The organism is Arthrobacter sp. FW306-07-I (assembly GCF_021800405.1).
Lineage (GTDB): Bacteria > Actinomycetota > Actinomycetes > Actinomycetales > Micrococcaceae > Arthrobacter.
This window is the reverse complement of record NZ_CP084550.1, coordinates 580,215-602,766: the sequence shown is the minus strand read 5'-3', so window position 1 is coordinate 602,766 and position 22,552 is coordinate 580,215. Positions and strand designations below refer to the sequence as shown.

General features: G+C 68.2%; 19 protein-coding genes. 10 read left to right on the top strand and 9 right to left on the bottom strand.

Features of this window, described 5'->3' with window-relative positions:
- Both LFT46_RS02930 and LFT46_RS02925 read left to right on the top strand, forming a co-directional pair.
- Nucleotides 1-5,106 (top strand): DNA glycosylase AlkZ-like family protein, encoded by a 5,106-nt coding sequence (locus LFT46_RS02930; protein ID WP_236821205.1) that lies wholly within the window; start codon nucleotides 1-3, stop codon nucleotides 5,104-5,106.
- Nucleotides 5,099-5,929, top strand: coding sequence for an Fpg/Nei family DNA glycosylase (locus LFT46_RS02925; protein WP_236821204.1), 831 nt, complete (start codon nucleotides 5,099-5,101; stop codon nucleotides 5,927-5,929). The genes LFT46_RS02930 and LFT46_RS02925 overlap by 8 nt, the downstream gene beginning before the upstream one ends.
- Nucleotides 5,930-5,948: 19 nt before the next feature.
- On the opposite strand, the gene yczE is transcribed toward LFT46_RS02925, so the two are convergent.
- Entirely contained in the window at nucleotides 5,949-6,569 is a 621-nt protein-coding gene (gene yczE / locus LFT46_RS02920) for a membrane protein YczE (protein WP_236821203.1), read from the bottom strand.
- Between the two features lie 60 nt (nucleotides 6,570-6,629).
- Between yczE and yczR the strand changes: the two genes are divergently transcribed.
- Together yczR and LFT46_RS02910 are read left to right on the top strand one after the other, a co-directional pair.
- Nucleotides 6,630-8,138, top strand: coding sequence for a MocR-like transcription factor YczR (yczR, locus tag LFT46_RS02915; protein ID WP_236821202.1), 1,509 nt, complete (start codon nucleotides 6,630-6,632; stop codon nucleotides 8,136-8,138).
- 155 nt (nucleotides 8,139-8,293) lie between these two features.
- Nucleotides 8,294-9,262: an RluA family pseudouridine synthase gene (locus tag LFT46_RS02910; RefSeq protein WP_236821972.1), complete on the top strand. Its 969-nt coding sequence runs from the start codon at nucleotides 8,294-8,296 to the stop codon at nucleotides 9,260-9,262.
- 15 nt (nucleotides 9,263-9,277) lie between these two features.
- On the opposite strand, the gene LFT46_RS02905 is transcribed toward LFT46_RS02910, so the two are convergent.
- Complete coding sequence (locus LFT46_RS02905) at nucleotides 9,278-9,802, bottom strand: O-acetyl-ADP-ribose deacetylase (RefSeq protein ID WP_236821201.1); 525 nt, start codon at nucleotides 9,800-9,802, stop codon at nucleotides 9,278-9,280.
- A 34-nt stretch (nucleotides 9,803-9,836) separates the two neighbouring features.
- On the opposite strand from LFT46_RS02905, the gene LFT46_RS02900 reads away from it, so the two are divergent.
- A complete protein-coding gene (locus LFT46_RS02900) occupies nucleotides 9,837-10,460 on the top strand; it encodes a DedA family protein (RefSeq protein WP_236801000.1) in 624 nt (207 codons plus the stop codon).
- Here the strand turns inward: LFT46_RS02900 and LFT46_RS02895 are convergent.
- The 4 genes from LFT46_RS02895 to LFT46_RS02880 all read right to left on the bottom strand — a co-directional run bounded on the left by LFT46_RS02895 (nucleotide 10,457) and on the right by LFT46_RS02880 (nucleotide 14,951).
- On the bottom strand, nucleotides 10,457-10,762 hold the full coding sequence (locus tag LFT46_RS02895; RefSeq protein WP_236800999.1) for a hypothetical protein: 306 nt from the start codon (nucleotides 10,760-10,762) through the stop codon (nucleotides 10,457-10,459). The genes LFT46_RS02900 and LFT46_RS02895 overlap by 4 nt on opposite strands.
- 34 nt (nucleotides 10,763-10,796) lie before the next feature.
- Nucleotides 10,797-13,604: a phosphoenolpyruvate carboxylase gene (ppc, locus tag LFT46_RS02890; RefSeq protein WP_236800998.1), complete on the bottom strand. Its 2,808-nt coding sequence runs from the start codon at nucleotides 13,602-13,604 to the stop codon at nucleotides 10,797-10,799.
- Nucleotides 13,605-13,683: 79 nt separating this feature from the next.
- Complete coding sequence (locus LFT46_RS02885; protein WP_236821200.1) at nucleotides 13,684-14,256, bottom strand: hypothetical protein; 573 nt, start codon at nucleotides 14,254-14,256, stop codon at nucleotides 13,684-13,686.
- An 8-nt stretch (nucleotides 14,257-14,264) separates the two neighbouring features.
- On the bottom strand, nucleotides 14,265-14,951 hold the full coding sequence (locus tag LFT46_RS02880; RefSeq protein WP_236821199.1) for an NADPH-dependent F420 reductase: 687 nt from the start codon (nucleotides 14,949-14,951) through the stop codon (nucleotides 14,265-14,267).
- A 103-nt stretch (nucleotides 14,952-15,054) separates the two neighbouring features.
- On the opposite strand from LFT46_RS02880, the gene LFT46_RS02875 reads away from it, so the two are divergent.
- Nucleotides 15,055-15,927, top strand: coding sequence for a DUF1684 domain-containing protein (locus tag LFT46_RS02875; RefSeq protein ID WP_236800995.1), 873 nt, complete (start codon nucleotides 15,055-15,057; stop codon nucleotides 15,925-15,927).
- 13 nt (nucleotides 15,928-15,940) lie between these two features.
- Here the strand turns inward: LFT46_RS02875 and LFT46_RS02870 are convergent, their stop codons facing one another.
- Both LFT46_RS02870 and LFT46_RS02865 read right to left on the bottom strand, forming a co-directional pair.
- Nucleotides 15,941-17,146, bottom strand: a complete 1,206-nt coding sequence (locus LFT46_RS02870; RefSeq protein WP_236800994.1) for an acyl-CoA dehydrogenase family protein — start codon at nucleotides 17,144-17,146, stop codon at nucleotides 15,941-15,943.
- A complete protein-coding gene (locus LFT46_RS02865; protein WP_236821198.1) occupies nucleotides 17,143-17,937 on the bottom strand; it encodes a 3-hydroxyacyl-CoA dehydrogenase in 795 nt (264 codons plus the stop codon). The genes LFT46_RS02870 and LFT46_RS02865 overlap by 4 nt, the downstream gene beginning before the upstream one ends.
- A 144-nt stretch (nucleotides 17,938-18,081) precedes the next feature.
- On the opposite strand from LFT46_RS02865, the gene LFT46_RS02860 reads away from it, so the two are divergent.
- Nucleotides 18,082-19,362 carry a glycoside hydrolase family 76 protein gene (locus LFT46_RS02860; RefSeq protein ID WP_236800992.1) on the top strand — a complete coding sequence of 427 codons (1,281 nt, stop codon included), beginning with the start codon at nucleotides 18,082-18,084 and terminating at the stop codon, nucleotides 19,360-19,362.
- Here LFT46_RS02860 and LFT46_RS02855 read toward each other — a convergent pair.
- A complete protein-coding gene (locus LFT46_RS02855; protein WP_236821197.1) occupies nucleotides 19,359-19,961 on the bottom strand; it encodes a YdeI/OmpD-associated family protein in 603 nt (200 codons plus the stop codon). The two genes, LFT46_RS02860 and LFT46_RS02855, sit on opposite strands and share 4 nt — an antisense overlap.
- A 106-nt stretch (nucleotides 19,962-20,067) precedes the next feature.
- Between LFT46_RS02855 and LFT46_RS02850 the strand changes: the two genes are divergently transcribed.
- From LFT46_RS02850 to LFT46_RS02840, 3 genes are all read left to right on the top strand, one after another.
- The gene (locus tag LFT46_RS02850) at nucleotides 20,068-20,814 is read left to right on the top strand and encodes a VOC family protein (RefSeq protein ID WP_236821196.1); all 747 of its coding nucleotides are present in this window, start codon (nucleotides 20,068-20,070) and stop codon (nucleotides 20,812-20,814) included.
- Nucleotides 20,815-20,823: 9 nt separating this feature from the next.
- Nucleotides 20,824-21,363 (top strand): NUDIX hydrolase family protein, encoded by a 540-nt coding sequence (locus LFT46_RS02845; protein ID WP_236800987.1) that lies wholly within the window; start codon nucleotides 20,824-20,826, stop codon nucleotides 21,361-21,363.
- Between the two features lie 88 nt (nucleotides 21,364-21,451).
- Nucleotides 21,452-22,483: a DUF6707 family protein gene (locus LFT46_RS02840; protein ID WP_236821195.1), complete on the top strand. Its 1,032-nt coding sequence runs from the start codon at nucleotides 21,452-21,454 to the stop codon at nucleotides 22,481-22,483.
- The last annotated feature ends 69 nt before the right edge of the window (nucleotides 22,484-22,552 follow it).

The following is a 22,552-nucleotide window of genomic DNA, read 5'->3' as shown; positions in this document are numbered from 1 at the left end:
ATGAACCAGGAACAGCGTCCTGCCGGCAGCCGTGCTTCCGGCGCAGCTGCACCCATGGGCCAGTTCAGCCGGCCCACCCGGGAGTGGTTCCTGGGCGCCTTTTCCGAGCCAACTCCCGCACAGGCCGGGGCCTGGAACGCTATTTCCTCCGGCTCGCACGCGCTGGTGGTTGCCCCCACCGGCTCCGGTAAGACGCTCGCCGCCTTCCTCTGGGCACTCGACCGGCTCCTGGCGTCTGCGTCCCAGGCCCCTGAATCGCCGGCAGCTGAGGCGCCCGCCAAAGGCAAACGGGCCCGTCCGCCCAAACGCAAGACCCGCGTCCTCTACATTTCGCCCCTTAAGGCTTTGGGCGTGGACGTTGAACGGAACCTGCGGTCACCGCTGATCGGGATCACCCAGACAGCCAAGCGGCTGGGACTTCCCGCGCCGCTGATCACGGTGGGGGTCCGGTCCGGGGATACGCCTGCCGCGGACCGCCGCGCACTTTTGAGCAGTCCGCCGGACATCCTCATCACCACTCCCGAGTCCCTGTTCCTCATGCTCACCTCCAAGGCCCGGGAGACCCTTGCCGAGGTGGACACCATCATCATTGACGAGGTCCACGCCGTGGCCGGCACCAAGCGCGGTGCACACCTCGCTGTCTCGCTGGAGCGGCTTGACGCGCTGCTGCCCAAACCCGCACAGCGCATCGGACTCTCCGCCACGGTGGAACCCAAGGAACTCGTGGCCCAGTTCCTTGCCGGTTCGGCCCCCGTGGAAATCGTGGCCCCGCCCGCCAGGAAGAACTGGGACCTGACGGTCTCCGTACCCGTGGAGGACATGTCGGACCTGCAGGGTGCCGCGGGAGCGTTTGATTCCGGGCCGGCCTCCGGGCTCCAGCCGCAGGCATCCATCTGGCCGCATGTGGAGGAGAAGATCGTCGACCTGGTGCTGGCAAACCAGTCCACCATTGTCTTCGCCAACTCCCGGCGCCTGGCAGAGCGCCTGACGGCCCGGCTCAACGAAATCTACGCCGAACGCCAGCTGATTGCGGTGGGCGGCGGCTGGGACGATCCCACTCCGGAAGGGCACGCTGGTGCCTCCGGCACCCAGGAGGCAACGGCGTCGGGCGTTCCCGCGTCAACCGCCACGCCGGCCCACATGATGGCCCAGGCCGGAAGCTCCGCGGGGGCGGACCCCGTCCTGGCGCGCGCCCACCACGGTTCCGTCTCCAAGGACCAGCGCGCACTCATCGAGGACGACCTGAAGTCCGGGCGGTTGCGCTGTGTGGTGGCGACATCATCCCTGGAACTTGGGATCGACATGGGTGCAGTGGACCTGGTGGTGCAGGTGGAGTCGCCGCCTTCGGTGGCCAGCGGGCTGCAGCGGGTGGGCCGGGCCGGACACCAGGTGGGTGAGATCTCCCAGGGCGTCCTTTTCCCCAAGCACCGGGCAGACCTTGTCCACACCGCCATCACCGTGGAGCGAATGCTGGACGGCAAGATCGAACGGCTCAGCATCCCGGCCAACCCACTGGACATCCTGGCCCAGCAGACCGTGGCCGCCACCGCCCTGGGCAGCATCGATGTGGAGGAATGGTTCAGCACCGTCCGGCGCTCGGCCCCTTTTGCCTCGCTTCCCCGCTCAGCGTTCGAGGCCACGCTGGATCTTCTGGCGGGCCGCTACCCGTCCGATGAGTTCGCTGAACTGCGGCCTAGGATCATCTGGGACCGCAACGCCGGCACCATCGAGGGCCGGCCCGGCGCCCAGCGCCTGGCAGTCACGTCAGGCGGCACCATCCCGGACCGCGGCTTGTTCGGTGTCTACATCATCGGCACCGAGCAGGAAGGCGTGGCTTCCCCTGCGGAGGACGGAAAACCGGCCCGCGCTCCGAAAGGCGGCCGGCGCGTGGGCGAACTGGACGAAGAAATGGTCTACGAGTCCCGCGTGGGCGACGTCTTCGCACTGGGTGCCACCAGCTGGAAGATCGAGGACATCACGCACGACCGTGTCCTGGTCTCCCCCGCCTTCGGGCAGCCCGGCAAGCTTCCGTTCTGGAAGGGTGACTCCCTGGGGCGGCCAGTGGACCTGGGCCGTGCGCTGGGCGCCTTTGTCCGCGAGCTCTCGGCCTCCGACGCCGGCCCCGCCGCCGAACGCTGCAAGGCCAGCGGGCTGGACGACTTCGCGGCGAACAACCTCATCCAGTACCTCACCGAGCAAAAACAGGCCACGGAGGTGGTCCCCAGCGACACCACCCTGGTGGTGGAGCGGTTCCACGACGAACTCGGCGACTGGCGCGTGATCCTGCACAGCCCCTTTGGCATGCCGGTGCACGCGCCGTGGGCACTGGCTGTGGGGCAGCGGCTCCACCAGCGCTACGGGCTGGACGGCTCGGCGATGGCGGCCGACGACGGGATCGTGCTGCGGGTGCCCATGATGGAAGACGAGCCGCCCGGCGCCGAGCTGTTCCTCTTTGATCCCGAGGAACTGGAACAGATCGTCACAGCGGAGGTGGGTGGCAGCGCCCTGTTCGCGTCGCGGTTCCGGGAATGTGCGGCCCGCGCGCTCCTGCTGCCCAGGCAGACCCCAGGCAAACGCCAGCCCCTGTGGCAGCAGCGCCAGCGGTCGGCCCAGCTGCTGGACGTGGCCCGGAAGTACCCCACGTTCCCCATCGTCCTGGAAACGGTGCGCGAATGCCTGCAGGACGTCTACGATTTGCCCGCTTTGAAGGACATCGCCGCGTCCGTGGAACGGCGGGAACTGCGGATCCTGCAGACCACCACGCAGCAGCCCTCACCGTTCGCCAAGTCCCTGCTTTTCGGCTACGTGGCGCAGTTCCTCTACGAGGGCGATTCTCCGCTCGCGGAACGGCGCGCCGCCGCCCTGGCCCTGGACTCCACCCTCCTGAACGAGCTGCTGGGCCGGGTGGAGCTGCGCGAACTCCTGGATGCCAAGGTCATCGAAGCCACCGAGCGTGAGTTGCAGCGCCTGGCGCCGGACCGCAGGGCGCGCGGAATGGAAGGCGTCGCGGACCTGCTGCGGCTGCTGGGTCCGCTGGCCCCTGAAGAAACCGCGGCGCGGTTGCAGGGCGGCGTCCCGGCGGTTGAATCTGTTGATGAACCTGCCGAAACCGGGGCCGTCGAGGCCGGGCAGTTCGAAACCGGGCACGTCGAAACCGCAGCCCCTGAAACCCCGGCCGCCACCGTGGCAGAAGCGGCAGCGCACCTCGCCGCCCTCCAGCGCTCCAACCGCGCCATCAAGGTCAACATCGGCGGGGTTGAGCGTTTCGCCGCTGTAGAAGATGCAGCGCGTCTGCGGGATGCCATCGGCGTTCCGTTGCCCATGGGTGTGCCGTTGGCGTTCATCGAACCGGTTGCCGATCCCCTGGGCGATCTTGTCTCCCGGTACGCACGCACGCATGGTCCCTTCACTGCTGCCGAAGCAGCCGCCCGGCTGGGCCTGGGCGTGGCCGTGGTGGGAACCGCGCTGAAACGGCTGGCAGCGGACGGCCGCGTGGTGGAGGGTGAATTCCGGCCACATGTCACCTCGACGGCAGCCGCACTTGCAGAGTCAGCGTTGGATGAAACTGCACCTCCTGAATCAGCGCCGGTTGATGAACCAGCGCAGCCAACTGACGAGATAGCTCCGCCCGCTGAGGCGCCCGCGCCGGATGTCCCGCACTCCATTGCCAGTGAATGGTGCGACGCCGAGGTGCTGCGCAAGCTCCGCCGTCGTTCCCTGGCTGCCCTGCGGGCGGAAGTGGAGCCTGTGGATGCCGCTGCCTACGGACGCTTCCTGCCCGCGTGGCAGCATGTCAGGACGCCAGGCGGTGGCCGCGGCCAGCCCTCGCTGCGCGGACTGGACGGCATCATCACGGCCATTGACCAGCTCTCGGGGGTGCCCGTCCCGGCGTCGGCGTGGGAGCCCCTGGTGTTGGCCACCCGCGTGTCCAACTACCAGCCCGCCATGCTGGACGAACTCATGGCCGCCGGTGAAGTGCTCTGGTCCGGCGCAGGCGCCCTGCCCGGCAACGACGGCTGGATCAGCCTGCACCTGGCGGACTCAGCTGAGCTGACGCTCAACCCCGCACCCGAGTTCGAGCCGGGGGACGCGGGCCGGCGGCTCCTGGACCATCTGCGCAACAACGGCGGCGGATACTTCTTCCGGCAACTGACGGAGGTGGCCAGCGGCATGGACGCCGTCCTGAGCGACCAAGAGGTGGTGGCAGCACTCTGGGATCTGGCGTGGGCAGGGAGGATCACCGGCGACACCTTCGCCCCCGTCCGCGCCCTGATCGCCGGTGGCCACACCGCGCACCGGCAGGTAGCCCGTGCCCCGCGTGCCAGGGCGCCTCGGCTGAGCCGCCTGGGCCGTTCCCATGGCACCGGCCTCATGGGCTCCCCCGGACTGGCCGGCGGGCGGTACGGACCGCAGGGTACCGCCTCTCTTTCCACCGCGGCAGGCCGCTGGTCAGCGCTTCCGGAGCCTGAACTCGATCCCACTATCCATGCCCGCGCCACCGCCGAACTCCTGCTGGACCGTTACGGCGTGGTGACCAGGGGTTCGGTCATGGCGGAACAGATCATGGGCGGCTTCGGACTCATGTACAAGGTGCTGGCGCGGCTCGAGGAAGCAGGCCGGTGCCGCCGCGGCTACTTCATCGAGCACCTGGGCGCCGCCCAGTTCGCGGTTCCCGCCACCGTGGACCGGCTCCGCTCCTACTCCGAGGACAACCAACTGGCCAAGACCGAACCCGTGGCCCTGGCCCTCGCCGCCACCGATCCCGCCAACCCCTACGGTGCCGGCCTGCCCTGGCCCGCGCTGCAGGAGGACGCCGGCACGGGGCACCGGCCGGGCCGGAAAGCGGGGGCGCTGGTGGTGCTGGTGGACGGCGCGCTGGTCCTCTACGTGGAGCGCGGCGGAAAGACCCTGCTGGCCTTCACCGAGGACGACGCCGTGCTGGCGGCAGCGGCTACCGCGCTGGTGGGGGTGGTGACCCGCGGAGCGGTGGACAAGCTGTTCATGGAGAAGGTAAACGGTCACGACCTCCTGGACACCCCGGTCGCTGCTGCCCTGAGCTCGGCAGGCGCCTACTCCACCCCGAAGGGACTGAGGATCCGTGCCTGAGGGCGATTCCGTCTGGCGGGCCGCCCACCAACTGCATGAGGCCCTGGCGGGACAGACTTTAATTGCGTCGGATTTCCGCGTGCCCCGGTTCGCCACGCTGAACCTGGCCGGCTGGACCCTGAAGGAGGTTGTCCCCCGCGGCAAGCACCTGCTGATGCGGGTGGTCAGCCCGGAAGACAAAAGACTGACCATCCATTCGCACCTGAAGATGGAAGGCGCGTGGCAGGTCTATCCGCCCGGCGGCAGGTGGCGGAAACCAGGCTTTACCGCCAGGTGCGTGCTGCGGACGGCAGTGGCAGACGCCGTCGGCTTTTCGCTTGGCATCGTGGAGGTGGTGGCAACCGCTAACGAGGACGCCATCGTCGGCTTCCTCGGCCCGGACCTCCTGGGCCCGGACTGGGACCTGGACGAGGCAGAACGCCGCATCCGCTCCCGCCCTGAAGTCCCCATCGGAGTAGCGCTCCTGGACCAGCGGAACCTCGCGGGCATCGGCAACATCTACCGCTGCGAAGCGTGCTTCCTTTCAGGGGTGCATCCTGCTACGCCTGTCTCCGAGGTGCCGGACGTCCGGACCATGATGACCGACGCCAAGCAGCTCCTGGAGGTCAACCTGGGCCCGGGACGCCGGGTCACCATCCTCAACACCCGTGGCATGCCGGTGGGCAGGATGGCCGGCAGGCCCGGCTACTGGGTGTATGGCCGGGAACGCCAGCCGTGCCTGAAGTGCGGTACACCCATCCGGCGAGGACTTCTGGGCAAGCCCAATGGCGAAGAGGAACGAGACATCTACTTCTGCCCGAAATGCCAGCCTGCGCCTGGCTGACGTTCTGCGTTCAAGGCAGTCAACAGTTCGCCGCGCTGCTTTCCCTGCTGGTCTTCCGCGGTGCGGGATTCACGGTGAAGCGCGGCAGCAGCACGTGCACCAGGGGGCCAATGGCCAGCGCGTACACCACCGTTCCCACGCCCACCGAACCGCCCAGCAGCCAGCCGGCCGCCAGCACGGTCACCTCGATGAGCGTGCGGGACATCCTTACGGTCCATCCGGTCCGGCGGGCCAGGCCAGTCATGAGACCGTCACGGGCACCCGGCCCAAAGCCGGCGCCGATGTAACAGGCCGAGGCGATGGCGTTTACCAGTACGGCCCCCGCGAGGAGCACAATCTGGACGGCCAGGTGGGACACCGGTGGGAGCAGTGCCAGGCCGATGTCCGCGAAGACGCCGACCAGGATGGCATTGCACAAAGTCCCGAACCCAGGCATCTGCCGCAACGGGATCCACAGCAACAACACCAGGAAACTCACGATGATGACCACCAGGCCAATACTGAGCCCGGTGCGGTTGGCCAGCCCCTGGTGGAAGACGTCCCACGGATCCAGGCCCAGGCCGGCGCGGATGAACATGGCCAGGGAGATGCCGTACAAGGCGAGGCCGGTGAAGAGCTGGATCAGTCTGCGGGTCATCATGCAACCATGTTCGCAACCAACTGGCATTTGTTTACATATCCAGTCTGAAATACTGGCTACATGGCCGCCGCCCTTACCGCCCTCGCCTTATCCCGCCTCCTTGGCCCTTGGAACAGCGGAACGGGACCGGCCTACCGTGAACTGGCCGACGTGGTGCGGCTGCTCATCCTGGATGGTCGGATACCGCTCGATACTGCCCTGCCCAGTGAGCGTTCGCTGTGCGATGCCCTGGCAGTCAGCCGCACCACGGTGACCGCGGCCTACGCCTCCCTCCGCGAGCAGGGGTTCCTCAGCAGCGGGCAAGGGAGCCGGGGCAAAACCCGCATTCCCGAACTCACTCCGTTCGGCCCGGCACTCTTCGGTCCCCAGCCACCGTCCGCCGTCCCCCCGGCGCCAGGGCTCACCGCACCCGGGCTCACTGCGCCCGGGCTGGCTGCGCCTGGGGGACTTATCGACCTGGCATATTCCGCGCTGCCCGCGAGCGGCGAGGTGGTGCACCGGGCCTTTGCCGCGGCCCTGACCGAGCTTCCCGCCCTGCTCCCCGGCTTCGGCTACGACGCCCTGGGACTGCTGCCGCTGCGCCAAGCGGTGGCGGACCGGTATTCAGCAGCCGGAGTGCCGACCCACCCAGGCCAGATCATGGTGACGTCCGGCGCCCAGCACGCCCTGACCATCATCATCCGCACCCTCGCCGACCGGCAGGACCGCATCCTGGTGGAGCACCCGAGCTACCCCCATGCGCTGGATGCCGTCCGCTCGGCCCGGTGCCGTCCCGTACCGGTGGCGTTCGCGGAGTCCGGCTGGGACCTGCCGGCACTGGAATCCGCCATGGCGCAGCAACAGCCAAAACTTGCATACGTGGTCCCGGACTTCCACAACCCCACGGGCATGATCATGCCTGATGCCCAGCGCCGCCGACTGGCCCGCGCCGCCGCGGCGGCCGGAACCGTGCTGGTGGCGGATGAGACGCTCCGGGACCTCAACCTCGACGGCGTTGCCACAACTCCCCTTGCCGGGTTCAGCAGCTCCGTTGTGTCCATCGGATCGCTGAGCAAGTCCCACTGGGGCGGCCTGCGCACCGGCTGGATCCGGGCATCGGAACCGATGATCCAGCGCTTCGCCGCAGCCCGCACCACCCTGGACCTTGGCGGCCCCGTCATGGAGCAACTGGCCGCTGCCCACCTGGTCCGGGCGCTGGAAGAACCACTGCCCGCACTGCTGCAGACGCTGCGCCGCAACCGCTCCGCACTGCTCGGCCTCCTCGCGGAGCACCTCCCGACGTGGCAGGTGACGCCGCCTCCCGGCGGCCTGTCCGTGTGGTGCAGGCTTCCCGGACCCATCAGCACGGCGCTTACCGTGCTGGCGCCGGACTTTGGCATCAGGCTGGCGGCAGGCCCCCGGTTCGGGATCGGCGGCGCATTCGAACGCAACCTGCGGCTGCCCTTCACGCTCCCGCCGGCGAAGCTGGAGACCGCGGTGCTGGCCCTGCGGGCCGCCCAGGACAAACTCGACGCCGCACCCCAGCTTCGGCGCTCACTGACCCAGGCGCCCGCCGTCGCCATCGCCTGATCCGGGAACAACTTCCCCACGGAGGTCGCCGGAACGGTGCGGGAACCCCGGGAACGGTACGGCGTCCCCGCACCGTTCCGGCGGTTTGGGGAGGCACCGGTCACGGGAGCCTTCAAAGGAAGGACAATATTCGGCACCGGTAGAATGGACCGGTGATGCAATCCCCCCTCCCCGTGCGCGACGGCGTCAACGCCACCCGCCTGCGCCTTCCGGACGAGGGCCCGTGGGACACCGCGATGGACTACATGATGCACCGTTGGGGCCACATTGATCCGCAGGGCATCGAGGACAGGTTCGACGCCGGCGAGATCGTTGGCGAGGGCGGCGTACCGCTGACCCGGCACACCAAGCTGGAGGACCACACCTTCATCTGGTACTACCGGACGCTGCCCCCGGAAACCCGCCTGCCGGTGGAGCTCAGCATCCTGCACCAGGACGAGCACCTGCTGGTGGTGGACAAGCCACATTTCCTGCCCACCACGCCGGGCGGCACCTACATCCAGGAGTCCGCCCTGGTCCGGCTGCGCAACCAGCTGGACCTGCCGGACCTGATCCCCATGCATCGGCTGGACCGCATGACCGCCGGCGTCCTGCTCTTCTCCACCAATCCGCTAACGCGCGGCAAGTACCAGGTGCTGTTCGAGAAACGGCAGGTGCAGAAAGAGTACGAGTGCGTTTCCGCCGCCGAGCCCGCGCCGGGATACCCCGCCGTCGAATTTCCCGTGGTGGTCCGGAACCGGATGACCAAGTCCCGCAGCTACCTGCTGGCGGAAGTCGTCGACGGCGAGCCGAACGCTGAAACCAGGATTGAGCGGCTGGAAACGTTCGACGGCGGCACGGCTGTGGGTGCGGCCGGAACCTCGGGTGCCCACCGCCTGGCACGGTATCGGCTGGAACCGCACACCGGCAAGACCCACCAACTGCGCGTCCACATGGCTTCCCTGGGACTGGGGATCGTCAACGACGCCTTCTACCCGGACCTGCTGGACAAGGCCCCGGACGATTACGCCAAGCCGCTCCAACTCCTGGCCCGCGGCATCCGTTTCGTGGACCCTATCTCGGGGGAGCCCGTGGAGTACCGCAGCGGCCTGGAGCTCAGCGAAGCGGTCCGGGCACATCCCTAAACTTCTGGCCCGTCCTTAAACCCCGAGCACTTCCCTAAACACGGCCTCGACCCCGGCGGTGTGCAGTACGAACTCCACCAGCTCCAGACCGCTGTCCGGGTGCGAGGACCGGAACCCTGCCACAGCGTCCTGCGCTGCCTGCGCCACAGCCGCCGCGCTCCACCCGTAGGCTCCGGCTCCCACCGCGGGAAAGGCCATCTCCTGCGCACCCAAAGTGTCGGCCAGCCGCAGGCTTTCGCTGAAGCAGGACACCAGGAGCGCACGGTTGGTCTGGCCCGCATGCCGGTTGGGCCCCACTGTGTGCACCACCCAGCGGGCGGGCAGCTGGAACGCGGGGGTCGCCACGGCGGCGCCGGTTTGGAGGCCGTGCGGCAACGCGCTTTCCCGCAGTTCTCTGCACGCTGCCAGCAGCTCCGGCCCGGCGGCCCGGTGCAGCGCTCCGTCCACTCCCCCGCCGCCGAGCAGTGACGCGTTGGCGGCGTTCACCACCACGTCCACCCGCCGCTGCGTAATGTCGCCCTGCAGAACAGAGATCCGCATGCCGCCAGTTTCCCAAGTGCGGTACGTTGTGGCAATGGACTTCGGCAGCATCGACAGCTGGGGAGCGACCTTCTATTTATGGGTCGTCCCGATGGTGATCGGCGACGCCATTTTTCCGCCCATCCCGTCCGAAATGGTGGTGATTACCGGCGGCGCGCTGTCCGCGGACGGTCGGGCCAACGTGTTCCTGGTGCTGGTGCTCGCAGCCGTGGCGTCCTGGCTGGGTGACATGGTGGTGTTCCATCTCTTCCGGCGTCGCCTCAGCCATGTGCTGGACCGCTGGAAGTGGGGCCGGCGCGTCCATGCCGGCATTCATTCGGCGCTGGCCAAGGCGGGGCGGTCCTCCACCTACGGAACCATCATCGGCGCCCGGTTCATCCCCGGCGGCCGGCTTGCCACTTCGGCGGCGTCTGGCGTGGCCAACGTTTCGGTCCGGGGCTTCGGCCTGTGCGCCGGTCTGGGAGCGGTCCTGTGGGCGTGCTGGCTGGTGGGCCTGGGGTACTTCACCGGTTCAACCACCAAGCTGCCGTTCTGGGCCAGCTCCCTCATAGGCGTGGCGCTGGGCCTGGTGATCGGCGCCGTCGTGGGCATCATCGTCACCCGCCGGCGCGGCAACCGCTCGCCGGTGGAGGACGAGCCCATCCCCGACGCAGGCTAGACGGGCAGCCACTTGCCGCGGCTGCGCCGCAGCACGCTCAGTGCACCCGTCAGCGCAACGCGTTCGACGGCGTCGCGCATCATGGCTGCCGATTCCACCGCCTGGCGGTTCTCGCCGCTGTATTCACTCGCCTCCACGAGGAAGCGCAGGTTCAGCTGCGGCACGCCTCCGGCGAGCTGGAGCTGGTGCGCCTCCACATGGTGTCGGGTACCCAGCGCCTCCACCGCCGCGTCCATGACGGACTCCGGCGGATTGCCCGGCCGAAGCCCGGTGATCTTGAGGCGGGTCTGGAAGGAAGGCATGCCCTCCACCCTATCCAAACGCCGGGTTGGAGGGTTACCCGGTGTTGCGGAGGCCGGCTGCCACGCCGTTGACGGTGATGAGCATGGCCCGCTGGAGGCGTTCGTCGGGTTCGGCCCCGCTGATTTCGGATTCTGTCCGGATGCGGCGCAGCAGTTCCACCTGCAGGTAGCTGATGGGGTCCAGGTACTGGTCGCGGATTTCCAGGGAGCGCTTCAGGGTTGGCTGCGCGTCCAGGAGGATGTCCTCGCCGGTGAGCTTTCGCACCTCGGCCACGGTGAGCTCGTACTCCTCGCGGATGGTCCGGAAGAGGTGGTGGAGTTCCTCCGGGACCAGGGTGGACACGTAGTAGCCGGCGATGTCCATGTCCGTCTTCGCAAGTGTCATCTCCACGTTGGACAGCACGGAGCGGAAGAAGTGCCAGTGGTCCATCATTTCCACCAGCTGGGCGGAGTGGCCGGCCTCGCGGGCGGCCTTGAGACCGGATCCCACACCGAACCAGCCCGGCACGATCTGCCGGGACTGGGTCCAGCCGAACACCCACGGGATGGCGCGCAGGCCGCCCAGGCCGGAACCCGAATCCGGGCGCTTGGACGGGCGGGAACCGATGTTCAGGGAACCCAGCTGCTCTACAGGCGTGGAGGCCATGAAGTAGGCGGGCAGGTCGGGATGGTCGATCAGCTTCCGGTACCGGTCAAAGGCGGCGTCCGAGATCACCTCCATGACGTGCCCGTAGCGTTCCCGCTGGTCCTCTGAGGTGCGCGGGTCACGGTGCAGGGCGGACCCCTGGAGCACAGCGGCCAGCGACAGCTCCAGGTTTTCGCGGGCGAGCTCCGGCAGGGAGTACTTGTCGGAGATGACTTCACCCTGCTCGGTGAACTTGATCTCGCCTTCCAGGACACCGTTGGGCTGGGCCAGGATGGCATCGTAGGTGGGTCCGCCGCCGCGGCCTACGGAACCGCCGCGGCCGTGGAACAGGCGTACGCGGACACCGTGCTTGGCGGCGATATCACGCAGCTTCCGCTGGGTCTTGTGGATTTCCCACTGGCTGGTCATCACACCGGATTCCTTGTTGGAGTCCGAGTAGCCCAGCATCACTTCCTGGACGTCCCCGCGCAGCCGCACCAGTTCGCGGTATGAGGGATCGGAGAGCAACTGGTCAATGATCTCGGCGGAGGCCCGCAGTTCCTCCACGGTCTCCAGCAGCGGCGCGAAGCCGAGCTTGGCGTAGGGCTTGTCACCGAAAAGGTTGATGAGTCCGGCCTCGCGGGCCAGTACGGCGGCGGCCAGGACGTCGTCGGCACCGCGGGTCATGGAGATGATGTAGGTCTCGATGACGTCCGGGCCGTACAGGCGCAGGGCGCGGCGGATCTCCCGGAAGACGTCGTACGTGCCGTCGGCGGCACCGTCGAGCTTGATGGGGTGGCCGGACAGCGGACGGCGGGAGGCCAGCTCGGAGCCAAGCACCTCAAAGCGTTCCTCGCGGCTCAGCTCGGCGTAGCGCAGCCCAGGGCCGCCGATCCGGTCCATCAACTGCCCCACGGCGTCGTGGTGGTGGTCTGCATGCTCGCGGATGTCCAGCGTGGCCAGGTGCAGGCCGAAGGAGGCGATGGCGCGGCGCACCCGGGCCAGGGAACCGTCGGCAGCCAGCGCTGCGGAGTGGTTGCGGAGCGACAGCTCCAGCAGGTGCAGGTCTGCCAGCAGTTCGTCCGTGCCGCTGTAGTCACGGCCGTGTTCGTGGTTGGAGTTCGCAGCCACGCGTTTGCCGGTGTTGATGAGCTTGGCCTTGATGCAGGTGAGCTTGAGCCGGTAGGGCTCCTGGGCGTTCAGCTCCAGGACGCGCTTGTCCAGGCCGGGGAGCTTCTGCAGGTCCTCGTCGATGGACTTCAGCAGCGATTCGTCCGCGCCTGCCAGTGCAGTGGAGTTGGAGAGGATGGAGATCAGTTCGTCGATCATCCCAATGCTGATCCGGATGGCACTCTGGTTCTGGATCTGCAGGATTTCCCGGGTCACGGCCGCGGTGACGTTCGGGTTGCCGTCGCGGTCACCGCCGATCCAGGAGCCGAACCGGATGGGGGCGTCCTTGGAGGCAAGGGTGACGCCGTGCTCGCCCAACAGCTCTGAGAGTTCGGACAGCATTTCGGGCATGGCATCGGTGAGGATGCCGCCCAGGTAGTAAATGGCGTTCCGGGCCTCATCGACCGGGGTGGGGCGGACCTGGCGCAGCTCATCCGTCTGCCACATCTGGTCGATGATCTCCGCCAGCTGCCGGTCCTGCCGGCGCCGGGCCGTGGACCCTTCCGCGGTGGACTGGGACAGGACGTCGGAGAGCTTGCGGATCTTGTCCAGGACCGAGCGGCGGGAGGCTTCGGTGGGGTGTGCCGTGAAGATGGGGCGCACATCCAGGCCGTTGACCACTTCCTGCAGGACGTCGGGTCCGGCCTGCGCGGCGATGTCCGCCACGGTCTTGGCCAGCCAGCCGTCCTTTTCGGCGCGGGTCCGCAGGCCGCGGACGCGGTGGACCTGTTCTGCGGCGTTGGCCAGGTGGAAGTAGAACGCGAAGGCACGGACCAGGTCGGTTGCCTGCTCGATGGGCAGGGAGCCGAGGAGTTCACGGACCTGGGCAACGACGTCGTGCGCGCTCCAGGGACCGGTGGCGTGCGCACCGCCCCGCGCCGCTTCCTTGGATTCCTTGGTCAGGAGCCGGACCTGCTCCACGAGGTCCAGGAGCTCCGGCCCGTGCTGGCGGACCAGGGACTCGCCCAGCAGCGTGGAGACGCGCCGGACGTCCGCGCGCAGTTCGGAGGCAAGATCGGTTTCGGGGGGTGTTGCAGTGTGAGCCATTGAAACAATCTTTCGAGGGGTTCGGACTTGGCTCGTACACTGCGCTGGATACTGTGAGCCACGTTACTAGCTAAAGATGCTACCCCCGCTCCTGCGCGGCAGTGGAATCCGTCTCAAAAGATGTCGTGATACCCACGTGGCGTTTGACGGCTTCGAGTTCCCTGCGTAGTTTTTCCACCTCGTCCTGCCATGCGACAGCCTCGGCCTTCCGGCGGCGTGCAAGCCGGGCCTGCACTGCTGCGGCTGCCAGCGCCAGCGGGACGGAAACGGCCAGCGCCCAGCCTGCGGCCGCGAAGAAGCCCAGTGCAACAGGCAGTGCGGCCTGGAAGTCGATGAAGTCGTTGACGCTGCCGGCCATTCCGGCCATCGCTCTCTCAAGGGGCTCCAGGAACTGGCCCACCACAGGGGTCCCGGACAGCGACGGCGGAGCGAGCTTGGCCTGCGCATCCCCGCCCCAGCGGCCGTCCGCCAGGTGGTTCAGGACGTAGATGCCGGCACCGATGTTGACTGCCATAAAGACGACGACGGCGGCGAGCGCCGCGAGGTCCACTCTTCTTCGCCGCCACACCAGCACGCCCGCGCCGGCAGCCGCGGCGGCTATCCAGGTGAGCGCCGCCAGCCACTCCCGATTCACTCCGCCAAGGATGTCCACCTCCCCATTCAAACCCGGCGGATGACTTTGAAGTTGAAATCAGGGGTCCCCAGCGCGCCGAACAACCGCAGCCAGAGCGGCAGCACCATCTCGGCGCCGCGGGCCGTGGTGATGTCGCCCAGGTCGATGATGTCCCGGTGGCCCAGCGATTCCAGCAGGCCGGTGACAACCTTTTTGGCTTCGGCGTCGTCGCCGGAGACGAACACTGAATGGTCTCCATCCGCCAGCCGGCGCGGATCCACCATCAGTCCGGCATTCATGGTGTTGAGCGTCTTCACCACCCTGGCCAGGGGAAACGCCTGTTGGATCCGCTCAGCCAGGCTTTCCGTGTTGACCGGGTTCAGCACCGGCGGCATCCCCTGCGAGAAGTCGAGCGGGTTGGACACGTCCACCAGGACTTTTCCCGCCAGCCGTGCGGCGCCTGCCGCGCCCAGGGCCGCAAGGGATGCGGCGCCGTTCGTGGCATTGACCACCAGCTCACTGTCACCCGCAGCGTCCGCGAAGGTGCCCAGCAGGATATCGCCGTGCCCTGCCTGCCATTCCTTGAATGGCGGCCCGCCCATGGGATCCGGGCTGGTCCGGCCGGCGGTTTCGACAGGATCCCGCGTGCCCAAAACCACCTGGTGCCCCAACGCGCTGAACGCGGCTGCCAGCGTGCGCCCTACTGTGCCCGTGCCAAGAACTGCGATCTTCATGGCAGAACGCTACTCTCCGCACCACATGGAACAAGAGGACTTGGTACGGAATGAACACGCCATTCATGCGGTTGTAGCGGGAGCACACGCAACGGAAGGAACCATGGCCACCACCCCAGCCGCCCCAACTTCAACTGCCGCAGCACCAACTGCCACCGCCCCAGCCGCGAAAGTGGAGCGCTGGCATCGTTTCCGCACCAACCGGGACAAGGCCATGGCCTCGCCCCATGGCTGGCTCACCCTCACCTCCTTCCAGTGGCTCGGGGACTCCCCCGCCGCCGTCGACCTCGCCCCGGGGTTGTGGTCCACTGACGCAAAGGGCACGACGGCGTTCCTCACCGCGGTCCCTTCAGACGGGCTCACGCTGGTGGAGACGGGCGAACGGGTGGACGGCACCGTGTCCGCCGTCCTCGCGGACGAGGAGTCGCTGATGTGGGTGCAGTTCGGCGGCCCGGACGGGGACCAGGTGGTGGTGGAACTGGCCATGCGCGGCGGGCGGTACGCCATCCGCACCCGGGACAACACCTCACCGGTCTTCACGGAATTCGACGCCGTCCCCACTTACCCCTACAACCCGGAATGGGAAGTGACGGGCCGGTTTGAGCCCTACCCTGCGCCGGTGGACGTACCGATCGGCACCGCGAACCCATTGGTGGACGGCGTGCACCGCAGCGTGGGCGAGGTAGTCTTCAGCCTGCCCGGCAGCAGCCACGAGTTCCGGCTGCAGGCGGAGGAAGAGAAACTCGGCGCCCTGACCGTCACGTTCCACGACGAAACCAACGGGGACACCACAGGTGACTGGCGGAAGCTTTCCCTCTCCAGGCCGCGGCCCGACGGTTCCGTGGTCCTCGATTTCAACCGGGTCATCAACTACCCCAGCGCCTTCACCCCCTTCGGCACCTGCCCCATGCCCGTGAAGAACAACAGCCTGGACGTGCGGGTGGAGGCCGGCGAGAAGCAGCCCTATCCCGCCTAGCGCCGGGGGAAGCTCAGGAAATGGCCGAAATGCCCGTGATGGCCCGGCCCACGATCAGGGTGTTGACCTCGAATGACCCCTCGTAGGTGTAGATGGCCTCTGCGTCGGCGAAGATCTTGGCCATCCGGTAGTCGGTGACGATGCCGTTTCCGCCCAAAATCGACCGGCCCAGCGCCACGGTTTCGCGCATCCGGGCACTGAGGTAGGACTTGGCCAGGGCCACCTGCGGCATGTCGGCGGCGTCCTGGTCCTGCAGCCTGGCGATCCCGGCCATCATGGACATGCTGGCCACCGCGTTGCCCAGCATGGTCACCAGCTGCTGCTGGATCAGCTGGAAATGGGCCAGCGGCCGGCCGAACTGGTGGCGTTCCACCGCGTACTGCCGGGCAACGTCGAACGCTGCCAGCTGCTGGCCCACCGCTTGCCAGGCCACCATGATCCGGGAGCTGCGGAGCAGTTCCTTGGTGTCCACGAAGCTGTTGATGCGGGCAAAGCGGTCCGCTTCCGGCACCAGGACGTCGCGGAACTCAATGTTCGCGTTCTGCACCGTGCGCAGGGCGATCTTGTTCTCGATCCTGCTCCGGCTGACCCCCGGCAAAGTGGCGTCGACAATGAAGCCCCGGACCGCGCCGTCCGCCTCGTCCCGGGCCCATACCAGCATGTAGTCGCAGAACGTCCCGTTGCCGATCCAGCGCTTGGCACCGTTGAGCACCCAGGCGTCGCCGTCGTCGTCCGCTTCTCCTGTCATCGACGAAACCCGCCTGGCACGCGTCTCCATGCCGCCGGCCACGTCGGACCCGTGCAGGGGTTCGGTGAGCGCGAAGGCACCGGTGGTGCGCAACTCCGACGCGTCAGCGAGCAACCGCTCCTTCTGGTCCTCGGTGCCGAAGGTGTGGAGGGATTCCACAAAGAGGTCGTGATGGACCAGGAAGAAGGTGGCCAGGGATGTGTCCACCCGGGTTATCTCCGCGATGACCAGTCCGGCGAAGAGGTGGCTGTAGCCGCGGTGCACGGGCGTGCTCAGTTCCAGGGCGGCCAGCTTGGGCAGGATGTGCGCCGGAAACTCGGCCTTGTTCCACCAGTCCCCGGCGTAAGGGGCAACCTCGGCCGCCAGGAAGTCCCGCAGCTCGGCCAGCTTGTTCCGTTCGGCCTGGCCCAGCATCGATTCCACCGCGAAGAAGTCCGCGGCCGGCAACAGCGAAAGGTCCGGGGCGCTCATTTCGGTCCCATCCTGATGGCACCGTCCAAGCGGATGGTTTCGCCGTTCAACATGGCATTGTCCACGATGTGCGCCACCAGGTTGGCGTATTCCTCCGGCTTGCCCAGCCGGGAAGGGTGCGGGACCTGGGCGCCGAGTGAATCCTGCGCTTCCTGCGGCAGCCCGGCCATCATGGGTGTCTCGAAGATGCCCGGAGCAATGGTGACCACCCTGACCAGCGATCGCGCCAGCTCCCGGGCGATGGGCAAGGTCATCGCCGCCACCGCACCCTTGGACGCGGAGTAGGCGGGCTGGCCGATCTGCCCGTCGAAAGCCGCCACGGAGGCCGTGTTGATGATGACACCGCGTTCGGGGCCGCCCAGCGGGGTGGCGGCGGGCTCGGTGGCCACCATGGCTTCGGCGGCCAGCCGCAGGACGTTGAACGTGCCCACCAGGTTCACCTGGATGACGCGGCTGAATGTGTCCAGGGGCACCACGCCGTCGCGTCCCAGCACCTTGCCGGGGGTGGCGATCCCGGCGCAGTTCACCACGATCCGGAGCGGGCCCAGCCCCGCGGCGGTCCCGACGGCGGCCCGCACGTCAGCCTCGCTGGTCACGTCCGCCGGGGCGAAGACGGCGGATTGGCCGGCTTCGGCGCGGCCGTTGAGTTCGTCCGCCATTGCCTGCCCGTTCGAGGACGGCAGGTCGACGAGCACCACCGAGGCGCCGCCGTCGAACAATCTCCGTGCGGTGGCCGCTCCCAGCCCGGACGCACCGCCTGTCACCAGTGCGACGCTGCCTTTGATGTCCATACATCCTCCTTGATGCGTGTCCCCATGCCGCGGCGCGGCCTCGAGCAACAGTTAATGAATGTTAACTGAAATCGCCCGGGGCCGCACCCTTCGCACAGGCCCCGCTGCCTTGGCCTCCCCGTCGGCACGGTTAGGGTGGACGGCATGACGTCCAGCAGCACCTCCATGACCGCCTGGCCAGACAGGGCAAACCATGCGGCCCGCTCCGTCACCGCCCTGTTCGGCCACAAGCTGCTGTTCCTCCCCGGCACCCACCTGGGTGCGGTGCTGTGGCAGGGCAGGCACCCGGACCGGCAGGCCCAGCAGGAACAACAGGATCAAGCCGCCCATTTGGGCAGCCGGTGGTCCGCGTTGCTCCGGCGGGCCCGGCCTGCCGCCGCTATGGCGCTCCCGTGGCACTACTGGTGGCAGGCGCATTACGTGGACTGCCTGGTGGACACCGGCAGGAGGGAACTGGGTAGCGGAGCGACCCCCGCGGCCCGGTTCGACGGCCCGGACCGGCCCAGCGCAGGCCACCTGGCCTCGCGGCTGGTGACGGGCATCAGGCTCCGCAACGCCCTGACCTTTGTGAACAGCTATTACGACGACATGGCCTGGCTTGCCCTGGCCACCCTGCGGCTGGACCGGCTGGCCGAGGAGACACGGCGCCCCGGCCGCCGCCGCAACGCCAAAGTCCGCGCGTCGCTGGCGCTGCAGTTCGACGCGGCCTGCACCGACGACCTGGGCGGCGGCACGTTCTGGAGCAAGAAGCGGGACTTCAAGAACACCCCCGCCACGGCGCCGGTGGCACTGTTCTATGCCCGCACGGGCCAGCCGATCAAGGCACAGGCGCTGCTGGACTGGCTGGATGCAACCCTGTTCGACGCCGGGCAGGGCCTCTACCTGGACGGCGTCCGCCTCAACCCGGCCGGCGACGTGGTGGTGGAACGGGCGGTGTACACCTACAACCAGGGCCCGGTGCTGGGCGCGCTCCTGGAGCTGGGCGGCGAAGCGAACCTGGCCAGGGCGGCCGTCCTGGTGGACGCGGTGGAGCGGCTGCTGACGGTTCCTGCCGGCCCGGACGGCAGTTCAGCCCAGCGCTCGGTGCTCCGCTGCGAGGGAACCGGCGACGGCGGCCTCTTCACCGGGATCCTCTGCCGTTACCTGGCCCTTGCCGCAGCGGATACCCGGCTTCCCCAGGCCACCCGTGCCACGGCCGCCCGGTTGGTGACGGACACTGCTGAGGCGTTCTGGTCCGGCCGCCGCCCTGTTGGCCCCAGCGAGGCCAATGCGCGGCTGCAGGGCAGGAGCATTTTCTCGGTGCATGCGGCCCAACCGGCGGCCGCGACGTATCCGCCGGGGGCCGCCGTCGAGCTCGCCACCCAACTGCAGGCATGGATGGCGCTGGAGGCTGCCGCGGCCGTAACCGCCGCAGGCCTCCCCTAGTCCAGCCCGGCGGGCCGCCTCTTCTGCGGATAGGGCGTCTCACCGCGGGCCAGCATCTCAACGAAACCGGTGATCCTGCGCTCCCGCGTTGCGGCCTGCTTCGCCGAGTTGGTCCGGTACACCAGGGAGAACAGGTTGGTTTTGGTGAGCACATCGAACATCGCCTGGGCGGCCGGGTTTGCAGCGATGGCGGCGGCCAGGTCCTCGGGAACCTGCACATCGGCCTGCCCGCCGTAGGCCGCTTCCCAGCGGCCGTCCGCCTTGGCCGCCTCCACTGCCGCCCGGCCGGCGTCGGTCATCTTGCCGGCCTCTTCCAGCCGGGCGACGTGCCCCACGTTCCGTGCGGACCAGATGCTGCGGGGGCGGCGCGGGGTCATCCGCTGGAACACGCTTTCGTCATCGCGGCGCCGGCCCTGACCGTCAATCCAGCCGAAGCACAGTGCCTCGTCCAGTGCGGCCGCGTAGTCCAGGCCCGTCACCGTCCCGCCCTTCTTGTGCAGGACCAGCCACACGCCCGGGCTGGTGCTGTGGTTTTCCTCCAGCCAGGCGCGCCAGGCAGCGGCATCCGGCACCAGCAATTCCTCAAGGTCATCGGCCATGGCCTAATTCTGCCTGTGGAATGGCAGGTCACAAGCCCCGTGTGCACCGGATCTTCAGGTGGCATTATGGCCCTACAGACCGTCCCCCAGCCCGAAGGACAACGCCATGCTTCGAGTCCGCCCCGTCCACTTCACCTCACGCACTGACTCCTGGAAGCAGTTCCTCACCGCTCTGGGGATGGTGCAGACAGAGGACGACGGCGGCTGGCAGGTTTTCGATTCCGCGTCGGGCCGGCTGGCGCTCCACGGGGCGGAGGCCGGGTCCGGGCAGGACGGCCACACCGAATTCGCGGTGGAGGTGGGCGACGTCGCCGAATTCGCGCGCCGCACCAACCTGTCCGCGCAGGAAGAGGATGGAGTGCAGGGGGAAGGAACGCGGCCTGCTGAGCTGGTCACGGCGGCCCACGGCGAAACGTGCCGGATCAGCGCCCCCGACGGCTTCAGTTTCATGGCCGACAAAGCAGCCCACGCCGCCCAGTGCGCTGACGCCGACCCCGCCCTGGCCGTCGTCGCGGTCTGGTACACGGCGGACCCGGAGGGAGCCGTCCGCACGCTGCTGCATGTGGGCGCCCGCCCCCGTCCCGTCCCCGACAACGACGAAACTGCGGACTTCACGGCCAAGAACGGCGGCGTCCTCCTGGTGCGTCCGGCAGCAGGGGCACCCCGCTCGGGTTTGGGCTTTGAATACGACGGCGGCCTGGAACCGTTGCGGGACCGACTCACCGCGGCCGGTTTCACCGCCAGCCTCACCGAAGAGGCGTTTGGGAGCACCCTCCACGTGGCTAATCCCGACGCGGGCAGCCCCAACGCGCCCGCCACGGTGTGGATCTCCCAGCGACGCCCCATGGGGTAGAACTTAAGCATGAACGTGCGCACACCTGACCCGAATCCCGGCTGGCTCTCTGAAGAAGACCTCTTTGAGGCGCGGGGGCGGCTGCCCATGGTGTACGTGGAAGCCGTACCGGTCAGGCTGGATCCGCTGGGGTACGTCAACGAGGTGGGCACGCTGCTGCAGGCGGATTCGGACGGGACCATGGTGCGTTCCCTGGTGTCCGGCCGGGTCATCTACCGCGAAACCATCCGCGCCGCCCTGTTGCGCCACATGGAAAAGGACCTGGGTCCGCTGGCGTTCCCGCAGCTGCCGTTGAGCCCCGTGCCGTTCACTGTGGCCGAATACTTCCCCGCGCCCTCCCAGACAGGGTTCACGGACGAGCGGCAACACGCCGTGTCGCTGGCCTACGTCATCCCGGTGACGGGCGAGTGCGAGCCCCGCCAGGACGCCCTGGAACTGACCTGGATGACCCCCGAGGAAGTCCTCAGCCCGGGCGTCCAGATGGAATTTTCCGGCGGCCGCGGCGGCCTCATCCGGCAGGCCCTGGCGTTCGCAGGCGTGGGCTTCTAGGCACCCCGCCGGGACGTGGGGGTCCCCGGTTTTAGGCGCCCGCCTTTGTAGACTGTAGGGCGGACCGCAAGAGAACTTAAGGACTCCCATGACCGAATCACCAGCCGCCAGGCACCACAGTGAACAGCAGGCTGGATCTCTGACCACCGGCAGCCACATCCTCCTCCCCGACGGCCGGCGCACTGCCGAAATCGACCAGGTGGAGCTTGAGCACGACGACTTCGGCTCCCCGGCACTGGTGCTGGCAAGCCTTTCCGGCGGCGGAACGCTGCGGGTGGCCATCGGCACCGTGGTCACGGTGGTGGACGGAGCGCACGACGACGTCACACAGCTTCCGCTGTCGGCAAACCTTCCGGAGCCCACCCCGCCGGCGGAAGCCGCCGCGCCCAAGGACGGACGGCAGGAGCAGCCCGGCCCCGGAACCGGGCCGATCGCCGTTTCCCCCGCCGTCGTCGTGCCTCCCCTCCCGCCGCTGCCGCCCGCAGTGACCGGGCCCAGCGAGGAGGAACTCGCGCTCATCCCGGCCCCTTCCGGCACCCCCGAGTCCGTGGTGGAAGCCGCCGCCGAGGCGCACCCGGACGCAGAGGGCGTCCTGCTCCTGACCGACCGGCTGTCCAAGGGCGTGAACTTCAAGTCCGGAAGCTGCCTGAAGGACCTCAGCGACCTGGCGCACGAACTGTTCATCACCCTCAAGGACGCCGACGGCGCACTGTCCGTGGCTGACCTTTTGACCGTGCTGCCCTATGACGGGAACCCCGGCCGGTGGACCTCTGTGGAGGCGTCCCTGGCGCTGGCCAGCTACATCTGCCGGCAGGACGGCCAGGACAAACGCGCCGAGGTTTACGAGAAGCTGATCCGCACGCCGGAGAACCAGGAAACGGACCCGTTCAAGGCGCGCATGGCCGCCAAGGTGCGGCAGCGCTCGCTCAACGAACCCAACCTGTACGACAAGGAAATCTTCCGCTCCATCGATAACTCCAACCATGACGCCGAGCGCGAATGGCGGCTGCTGCGGCTGGAGTCCCTGCTCTTCCTGCGGGCGCACGGCGGCTCGGAAACCATCGGGATGTCGGAGCTGGAACGGCGCATCAGCAACGAGCTGGAGGCCGTCCGCTCCTGAGCTTCCGGGCATCTGCCTGACGGGGAAATTGCCCCTACCCGGGGCAGTTTCCGGGGCGTACATTCGGGG